Genomic DNA, 8,842 nt, shown 5'->3' on the forward strand with positions numbered 1-8,842 from the left:
GCCAATTCTGGCTATAATTCTGGCCAGAACCCTGTCCGGATATCTTGCCATGCGCCACGTTCCCGTTTCCAAGTTCAAGGATAACGCCTCCGACTATATCGCCGCAGCGGAACGCGGCGAGGAGATCATCATCACGCGCCATGGTCAGCCGGCTGCCCGCCTCACCGCAGCCGCCCCCGGTTTCGACATGGCCAGGCGGATCGAGGCCTGGGAAGGACTGGCGAAACTGCGCGCCGAATTGCGCGCTCAAGGCAAGACCGCGACGGTCGAGGAAATGATCGCCTGGAAAAACGAAGGAAGGCCATGAGGCGCTTCGTGATCGATGCGTCGGCGGCTGGCCCTTTGGTTCTCCCCGACGAAGCGCAAAGCACGAACCCCGCGACATTGGACCTGATTCTCCACGCAGCGCTGGTGGCACCGCTGCACTGGCGCTTCGAAATCTCGAACCTCCTGCTCGTCGCGCAACGGCGCGGCCGGATCAATGATGCGCAGAGGTTCACGGCGGTCGAAAGACTGGAGCAGATGGACGTGGCCATCGATGCCTTTTCGGGCGAACAGGCATGGCTGGCGAGCTTCGACATCGCCGTGGCCGATGGTCTGACCGTCTATGACGCCGCCTATATCGAACTCGCTCGCCGCCTGGGCTGCGGCCTTTTGACATATGACCGCGCCTTGGCCAAAGCCGCCCGAGCCCGAGGAATTGAGACACCCGAATTATGACCATCACCCGTTTTGCCCCCTCCCCCACCGGGCATCTGCATATCGGCAATATCCGCACCGCGCTGCACAACTGGATGTGGGCGAAGAAGACCGGCGGCCAGTTCATCCTGCGCATCGACGATACCGATGCCGAGCGCAGCCGCGAGGAATATGTCACCGGCATCCGCGCGGACCTGGCCTGGCTGGGGCTCGCCCCCGATGCCGAATATCGCCAGTCTCAGCGGACAGCGCTGTACGAGGCGGCGTTCGCGCGGCTGCGCGACGCGGGCCGTGTCTATCCGTGCTACGAGACCGCGCAGGAGCTCGACCTCAAGCGCAAGATCGCGCTGGGGCGCGGCCTGCCGCCGGTGTACGACCGCGCCGCACTGAAGCTGAACGACGCCGAGCGCGCCGATCTGGAGGCGCAGGGGCTGAAACCGCACTGGCGGTTCAAGCTCGATCATGACGAGCCGATCGCCTGGGACGACCTCATTCGCGGGCCACAGAAATTCGACGCGGCGAGCCTGTCCGATCCCGTCATCCGCCGCGCCGATGGCAGCTGGCTCTACATGCTGCCGTCCGCGATCGACGATGTCGATATGAAGGTCACGCATGTCGTGCGCGGTGAGGACCATGTCTCGAACACCGCCGTCCAGCTGCAGATGTTCACCGCCCTGGGCAGCACGCCGCCGCAATTCGCGCACGAGGCGCTGCTTACCGGCGCGGAGGGCAAGCTTTCCAAGCGGCTCGGCTCGCTGGGCGTGAACGAGCTGCGCGACAAGCACATCTTGCCGCAGGCGATCGTCGCATTGCTCGCGCGGCTGGGTACCTCGGACCCGGTCGAACCGCTGCACGACCGCACCGCGCTGCTCGAGACGTTCGATTTCGCGCGCTTCGGTCGTGCGCCCGCACGCTTTGCCGAAGAGGATCTCGAGCGGATCAACCGCCAGCTCGTCCACACCGCCGATTATGCGCTGGTCGCGGACCAGCTTCCGAAGGAGATCGACGAGGCGATCTGGCACGCGATCCGCCCCAATATCGCGCATCTGGGCGAGGTCGGCGATTATTGGCGGATCATCACCGGGCCGGTGGACGCGCCCACGCCCGAAGCGGACGATGTCGCCTATCTGGCCGAGGCGCGCGCCTTGCTCGAGGGGCTGGAATTCGGCCCCACGGTCTGGAAGGACTGGACCGAGGCCTTGAAGGCCAGCACCGGGCGCAAGGGCAAGACGCTGTTCCTGCCGCTGCGCCGCGCGCTCACCGGCATGGACCATGGCCCCGACATGGCCGAACTGCTGCCGCTGATCGGGAAGGCGCGCGCGCTGGAGCGTCTGGGGGGATAGCTTGGCTTCTTGGTCCCTCGACTTGAGCCAAAGGCTCAAGTTTATCCTGAGCGACTCCGACAGGCGACGTCGAAGGGCTCGGGACAAACGGAGGTAGGAAAGCTCGTCCAATCCCTTTCCCGTTTGTCCCGAGCGCAGTCGAGGGACGTATGCGCCGCCCGGCCAATCAGCTGCGCAGCAGCTCGTTGATGCCGGTCTTGGAGCGGGTCTGCGCGTCCACGGTCTTGACGATCACCGCGCAATAGAGCGAGGGACCGGGCGTGCCGTCGGGCAGCGGCTTGCCGGGCATCGCGCCGGGCACGACCACCGCATAAGGCGGAACCTTGCCGTAATGCACCTCGCCGGTGGCGCGATCGACGATCCTGGTCGATGCGCCGAGATACACGCCCATCGAGAGCACCGCGCCCTCGCCGACGATCACGCCCTCGGCCACTTCCGAACGCGCGCCGATAAAGCAATTGTCCTCGATGATCACCGGGCCGGCCTGGAGCGGCTCGAGCACGCCGCCGATGCCGACGCCGCCCGAGATGTGCACGTTGCGGCCAATCTGCGCGCAGCTTCCCACCGTGGCCCAGGTATCGACCATCGTGCCTTCGCCGACATGCGCGCCGATATTGACGAAGCTCGGCATCAGCACCGCGTCCTTGGCGATGAACGCGCCGCGCCGCGCGACCGCTCCGGGGACGGCACGGAATCCTGCCGCTTTGAACTCGTCTGCGCTCCAGCCGTCGAACTTGCTGGGCACCTTGTCCCACCAGCTCGCGCCGCCGGGCGCACCGCTAATGAGGTCCATCGGGTTCAGCCGGAACGAGAGCAGCACCGCCTTCTTGAGCCACTGGTTGACCTGCCAGCCGCCCTGGCCGTCGGGCTCGGCGACGCGCGCCGCGCCGCTGTCGAGCAGGTTCAGCGCTTCGAGAACGTCGGCGCGCACGGGGCTGTCGGCGCCGGTGTCGAGGCTGTCGCGGCCTTCCCAGGCGGCTTCGATCCGGGTTTGCAGGGTATCGGTCATGCAGAAGTCTCCTCGGTCAGCGCCGCGAGCCACTCGCCCAGCGCGGTAATTTCATAATCGATATAGTCGTGCTCGTGCTCGTGATTGCCGCCGTCCGAGCCGTTGTTCATCCACACCGTGGTCATGCCGAGCTGCTTGGCGGGCTTGAGATTGCGCGCCAGATCATCGACGAACAGGGCCGATACAGGATCGATGGCGAGCGCATCGACGAGGCTCGCATAGGCCGCGACATGCGGCTTGGGCTGGTAACGCGTCGCGTGAATGTCGTGGATCGCCTCGAACTGGTCGACGAGCCCGAGCCGGTCGAGCACCCGCGACGCATATTTCACGTCGCCATTGGTGAAGATGAGCTTGCGCCCCGGCAGTCGCGACAGGCCCTGCGCGGTGATCGAACAGGGCGAAACGCGGCCCATGTCGATATCATGGACATAATCGAGGAAATGGTGCGGATCGACGCCATGGTCGAGCATCAGCCCGGCGAGCGTGGTGCCGTACTGGTAGTAATAGGCCTTCTGGATGCGCCGCGCCTCGGCCAGATCGACCTGCATCAGGTCGGACACATATTGGCCCATGCGCTCGTCGATCAGCGCGAACAGGTCGGTCTCCGCCGGGTAGAGCGTGTTGTCCAGATCGAAGATCCAGGTGCGGACATGATCGAAGGGCGGGCGCATGATGGCCAAAGCGCCTAGACCGGCTGGGGCGCATCGGCAAGCCGCCATTCCGCCTGCACGGACGGATCGGTTTCGCTCGCTGCCCGGATGGCGCGTTCCGCCATCGCCCGCGCCGGATCGAGCCGCCCCAGCGCCCAGACCGCCGCGCCGCGCACCACCGGGTCCTCGTCATCCAGCAGCGTTACGACCGGGGCGACCAGCGCCGGATCGCCGCTATTGCCCGCCGCGACAGCCGCATTGCGCACCATCCGCCCGCGCCCGCTGCGCTTGATCGGCGAGCCCGAGAAGAGCGCGCGGAAACCGGCATCGTCGAGCGCAAGCAGATCGGCGAGCGAGGGCGCGACCAGCTCGGCGCGCGGCAGGAAGGCCTGGTTCCGGTGCGCACTATCGGCGAACTTGTTCCAGGGGCAAACCGCCAGGCAATCGTCGCAGCCATAGACGTGATTGCCGATGCCTTCGCGCAATTCGAGCGGAATCGGTCCGGCATGCTCGATCGTCAGATACGAGATGCAGCGGCGGGCATCGAGCCGATAGGGTGCCGGAAACGCATCGGTCGGGCACACCGTCTGGCAGGCGGTGCACGATCCGCAGCGGTCGCGCCCTGCTCCGCTCGGCGCGAGGTCGAGCGTGGTATAGATCGCGCCGAGGAACAGCCAGCTGCCATGGCTGCGGCTGACCAGGTTGGTGTGCTTGCCCTGCCAGCCGAGGCCCGCGGCCATCGCGAGCGGCTTTTCCATGACCGGCGCGGTATCGACGAACACCTTCACCTCGGCCTCGCTAACCTGCTCGACGATCCAGCGCGCGAGCGCCTTGAGCGCGGACTTGACCGTCTTGTGATAATCGCCGCCCTGCGCATAGACCGAGATGCGCGCGCGATCGGGGTGGTCGGCCAGCGCGAACGGATCGCGCCCCGGCGCATAGCTCATGCCCAGCATGATCACCGATCGGACATCGCTCCACAGCACCTTCGGCTCGGCGCGCTGGTCGGCGCGTCCCTCCATCCACAGCATGTCGCCATGGCAGCCAGCCTCGAGCCATTGCTGGAAGCGCGCGGCGTTCTCGGGCCCAAGCACCGCAGGCGCGAAGCCGCAATCGGCAAAGCCCAGCTTCGCCGCCTGTGCCGCTATTTCCGCCTCAAGGTTTCGCTTGCCGCTCGCCATGGTCATCCGCTACCCGATTGGCGGGCCGCAACCAAGTGCGACGGCCCGCCGGAGAGACGCTTGAGCAAGGATCGCCCGTGACCGCCAACGCCATCGAAGCGCATGGCCTCGTCAAGATTTTCGGGCGGCAGCGCGCGGTGGACGGCGTGGACCTCACCGTTCCCGCCGGCAGCATCTTCGGTATCCTCGGCCCCAATGGCGCGGGCAAGACGACCACGCTGCGCATGCTGCTGGGCATTGTCGATCCCGACGAGGGGACGCGCACGCTGCTCGGCACCGATCATCCGCTCGATGTCGCGCGCCGGGTCGGCTATCTGCCCGAGGAGCGCGGGCTCTATCCCTCGATGAAGGCCTATGACGCCATCGCCTTCATGGGCGCGCTGCGCGGGCTGCCGCTCGCCGAGGGGCGCAAGCGCGGCCGCGCGATGCTGGAGGAGCATGGCCTGGGCAAAGCGGCGGACAAGGAGGTGCGCACGCTTTCCAAGGGCATGGCGCAGACGGTGCAGCTGCTCGGCACGCTGGTGCACGAGCCCGAGCTGATCGTGCTCGACGAGCCGTTTTCCGGGCTCGACGCGCTCAACCAGGCCAAGCTCGAACGGATGATCCGCGCCCAGGCCGCGCGCGGGGTCACCGTGATCTTTTCCACGCACGTCATCGCGCATGCCGAGCGGCTGTGCGAGCGCATCGCGATCATCGCCGGCGGCAAGGTGCCCTTTGCCGGATCGGTATCCGAGGCCCGCGACCGGCTGCGCCCGCAGGTGCGGCTCGAGACGCGCGCGCTCGACGGACCCTGGCGCGCCGCGCTGCCCGCCGATGCGGTGCCCGAGGGGCATTTCTGGCATTTCACCCTGCCCGAGACCGGGGTCGAGCCGCTGCTGCGTGCGCTGATCGAGGGCGAGGCGGGCATCCAGTCGCTGTCGATCGAGCGGCCCGGGCTGCACGACGCCTTTGTCGCGATTGCCGGGGCCGATGCCGCACGCCAGCTCGACGAAGACCAGCAGCAGGAGAGCGCCGATGCCTGAATTGCTCCGCGCCTCCTGGGTGATCGCCCGGCGCGACTTTGCCGCGATCATCTTTTCCAAGGCGTTCTTCTTCTTCCTGCTCGGCCCGATCTTCCCGCTCGCGATCGGCATCGCCGCGGGCAGCATCGGCGGGCAGGTCGCGCGCGATATCGACAAGAACAGCTTCGCGCTGGTGATGAGCGCCAGCGACACGGCAGCGGCGCTCAAGGCGCGCACCAGCCTGGCGACGCAGCTGGGCGAACAGCGCGTGCCCGTGCTGGTCGCGGTCGAGACCGACGATCCCGATAGCGTCATCGCCTCGGGCAAGGACGCGCGCTATCTGGGCGTGCTCACCGGCAGTCTGGCCGAGCCGAGGCTGATCGGCACGAAGGACGAGGTCGAGCGCTGGCAGGGCCCGCTCGAACTGCTCGTCGAGCGCGCGCGCGAGGGCGATAGCGCCGCCCCGGCGCGCATCGCGACGCGGCTGGTCACCGAAAGCAGCGGCTCGGTCGAACAGGGCCGGCTGGTTACCGCGCAGGTCGGCCAGGCGCTGCTGGTGCTGCTCACCATGCTGCTCGCCGGCATGGTGCTGTCCAATCTGGTCGAGGAAAAGACCAACAAGATCATCGAGATTCTCGCCGCCGCGGTGCCGATCGACGCGATCTTCCTGGGCAAGCTGTTCGCGATGCTCGGCATGGCGCTGATCGGCATAGCCTGCTGGACCTCGCTCGCGCTCCTCGCGATCCTGCTGGCCGCCAACGGCCTGCCGCAGCTGCCCGCGCCCGCGATCGGCTGGCCTGCCTTCCTAGGGCTGGGCGTCGCCTATTTCGCCATGGCCTATCTGCTGCTCGGCTCGCTGTTCCTCGGCATCGGCGCGATGGCGAGCACGGTGCGCGAGGTGCAGACCCTGTCGATGCCCGCCACCATGGGCCAGCTGATCTTCTTCTTCCTCGCCTCGTTCTCGGTCACGCGGCTGGGCGAGCCGATCGAGCTGTTCGCCGCGATCTTCCCGTTCAGCTCGCCCTTCGCGATGCTCGCGCGCGCGGCGCAGCAGGATGCGCTGTGGCAGCATCTGCTGGCGCTGGGCTGGCAGGCCTTCTGGGTGCTGCTGCTGATCCGCTTCGGCGCGCGACTGTTCCGGCGCAACGTGCTCAAGTCCGGCAGCGGCAAGCGCGGGCTGATCGCAGGGATGTTCGCGCGCAACTGACACAAAAAGGGCCGCGACGGCATCCCGGCGCGGCCCCTCTATTGGCTGCTGGGCCAATCAGTACATGTGCTGGCCGCCGTTGATCGACAAGGTCGATCCGGTGATGAAGGCGGCTTCCTCGGCGGTCAGGAACACCACGCCGCGCGCAATTTCCTCGGCCTGGCCGAGCCGCCCGACCGGAATCTGCGCGACGATCTTGTCCATCACGTTCTGCGGGATGGTCGAGAGCATCTCGGTGGCGATATAGCCCGGCGCGATGGCGTTCGCGGTGACGCCATATTTCGCGCCTTCCATCGCCAGCGACTTGGTGAAGCCGTGGATGCCCGATTTGGCGGCGGCATAGTTGACCTGGCCGATCTGCCCGCCCTGGCCGTTGACCGAGCCGATATTGACGATGCGGCCCCAGCCGCGCGTGCGCATGCCGGGGAAGCAGGCCTTGGCCATGTTGAAGCAGCCGGTCAGGTCGACGCGAATCACCTCGTCCCACTGTTCCCAGGTCATCTTCATCATCGTCGCATCGCGGGTGATGCCGGCATTGTTGACCAGGATGTCGACCGGGCCATAATCCGCCTCGATCTTGGCGACCGCGTCCATGCTCTGCTGATGATCGCCCACATCCCATTTCTGCACCGCGATTCCGGTGCGATCGGAAAAGGCCTTTGCCGCCTCGTCATTGCCACCATAGCTGGCGATGACATGCGCGCCGGCATCCTTGAGCGCCAGGCTGATCGCCTCGCCAATGCCGCGCGTTCCACCGGTAACGATTGCGATTCGGGCCATGCATACTCTCCTGTATCGCCCGCAAAAGGGGCCTTCGAGGCCACACTAGGAAGGCCTTGCGCGCAAGACAAGTTGACGTGGACGGGAAGTGTTTAGGGGGCCTTATCGTCATTCCCGCGAACGCGCGAATCCCGCTTTGGTGTTATGGGACAGTTGGAACGCGGGACTCCCGCCTCCGCGGGGGTGACGAGAAATGCTCGGTTGGGCAGAATACAAAAAGGGCGGCACCTTGCGGCACCGCCCCTTTGTTTTTGCGCGAGGAACCCGCCGTTACTTGGTGCGCAGGCGCACCGGCAGGAACTGCGGCTGGCCGGTGCGGCGCTGGACGCGCAGCAGCACGGCTTCGCGATTGGCCGAGCGCGCCTCGGCGATCACGCGATCGACCTCGGCCGAGGTGGCGACCGGGCGGTTGTTGATCGAGAGGATCACGTCGCCGCGGCGGATGCCCTTGGTCGCGGCATCGCCCGACGGATCGACCGCCGCGACGACCACGCCCTTGAGCTCGGGCGGCACGCCGATCTGGCGCGCGATCTGCGGGGTCAGTTCGGTCACCGCCATGCCCAGCGCCTGGCGGGTGGCGGTTTCGCTGTCCTGCTCGTCCTGGTCGGAGAAATCCTCCGCGGCTTCGGGGTTGAACGTCTGCGCGGCGAGCTCTTCCTCGCTCGGGCGACGGCCGACAACGGCGTTGAGCGTCAGCCGCTCGCCATTGCGGATGACGACGACGGGGATGCGCTTGCCGGGCGCGGTGTTGGCGACGATAAACGACAGCGTCTGGTCGGGAGTGACATCCTTGCCATCGACCGAAACGACCACGTCGCCCGCCTTGATGCCCGCCTTTTCGGCGGCTTCGCCCGGCTCGACGCGCTGGACGAACTCGCCGCGCCGCTTGGGCAGGCCGAGCGATGCGGCGAGGTCGTCGGTCAGCGGGTTGATGCCGATGCCGAGATAGCCGCGCTCGATCGCCGAGCCGCG

General features: G+C 67.0%; 10 protein-coding genes. 5 read left to right on the plus strand and 5 right to left on the minus strand.

Annotation, left to right across the window (positions count from 1 at the left end):
- Positions 1 to 49: 49 nt before the first annotated feature.
- From DM995_RS11905 to gltX, 3 genes are read left to right on the plus strand one after another with little or no spacing between them, the layout of a single operon-like run.
- Positions 50 to 307 carry a type II toxin-antitoxin system Phd/YefM family antitoxin gene (locus DM995_RS11905; protein ID WP_023838923.1) on the plus strand — a complete coding sequence of 86 codons (258 nt, stop codon included), beginning with the start codon at positions 50 to 52 and terminating at the stop codon, positions 305 to 307.
- Positions 304 to 720 (plus strand): type II toxin-antitoxin system VapC family toxin, encoded by a 417-nt coding sequence (locus tag DM995_RS11910; protein WP_116969562.1) that lies wholly within the window; start codon positions 304 to 306, stop codon positions 718 to 720. The genes DM995_RS11905 and DM995_RS11910 overlap by 4 nt, the downstream gene beginning before the upstream one ends.
- A complete protein-coding gene (gene gltX, locus DM995_RS11915; protein WP_116969563.1) occupies positions 717 to 2,042 on the plus strand; it encodes a glutamate--tRNA ligase in 1,326 nt (441 codons plus the stop codon). The genes DM995_RS11910 and gltX overlap by 4 nt, the downstream gene beginning before the upstream one ends.
- Before the next feature lie 166 nt (positions 2,043 to 2,208).
- Here gltX and dapD read toward each other — a convergent pair whose 3' ends face one another.
- The 3 genes from dapD to queG are packed head-to-tail and all read right to left on the minus strand — an operon-like array spanning position 2,209 to position 4,882.
- Positions 2,209 to 3,051 (minus strand): 2,3,4,5-tetrahydropyridine-2,6-dicarboxylate N-succinyltransferase, encoded by an 843-nt coding sequence (gene dapD, locus DM995_RS11920; RefSeq protein ID WP_116969564.1) that lies wholly within the window; start codon positions 3,049 to 3,051, stop codon positions 2,209 to 2,211.
- The gene (locus DM995_RS11925; protein WP_116970440.1) at positions 3,048 to 3,722 is read right to left on the minus strand and encodes a pyrimidine 5'-nucleotidase; all 675 of its coding nucleotides are present in this window, start codon (positions 3,720 to 3,722) and stop codon (positions 3,048 to 3,050) included. Before DM995_RS11925 ends, dapD begins: the two co-directional genes overlap by 4 nt.
- Before the next feature lie 14 nt (positions 3,723 to 3,736).
- Positions 3,737 to 4,882, minus strand: a complete 1,146-nt coding sequence (gene queG / locus DM995_RS11930) for a tRNA epoxyqueuosine(34) reductase QueG (RefSeq protein WP_116970441.1) — start codon at positions 4,880 to 4,882, stop codon at positions 3,737 to 3,739.
- 77 nt (positions 4,883 to 4,959) lie between these two features.
- On the opposite strand from queG, the gene DM995_RS11935 reads away from it, so the two are divergent.
- Complete coding sequence (locus tag DM995_RS11935) at positions 4,960 to 5,904, plus strand: ABC transporter ATP-binding protein (protein ID WP_116969565.1); 945 nt, start codon at positions 4,960 to 4,962, stop codon at positions 5,902 to 5,904.
- Positions 5,897 to 7,090, plus strand: coding sequence for an ABC transporter permease (locus DM995_RS11940; protein WP_232824348.1), 1,194 nt, complete (start codon positions 5,897 to 5,899; stop codon positions 7,088 to 7,090). The genes DM995_RS11935 and DM995_RS11940 overlap by 8 nt, the downstream gene beginning before the upstream one ends.
- A gap of 57 nt (positions 7,091 to 7,147) precedes the next feature.
- On the opposite strand, the gene phbB is transcribed toward DM995_RS11940, so the two are convergent.
- On the minus strand, positions 7,148 to 7,870 hold the full coding sequence (gene phbB / locus DM995_RS11945; protein WP_116969567.1) for an acetoacetyl-CoA reductase: 723 nt from the start codon (positions 7,868 to 7,870) through the stop codon (positions 7,148 to 7,150).
- A gap of 270 nt (positions 7,871 to 8,140) precedes the next feature.
- Positions 8,141 to 8,842 (minus strand): PDZ domain-containing protein (locus DM995_RS11950; RefSeq protein ID WP_116969568.1); only part of this gene is annotated, 702 nt, incomplete at its 5' end.

Source organism: Blastomonas sp. UPD001 (assembly GCF_003426715.1).
Classification (GTDB): Bacteria; Pseudomonadota; Alphaproteobacteria; order Sphingomonadales; family Sphingomonadaceae; genus Blastomonas.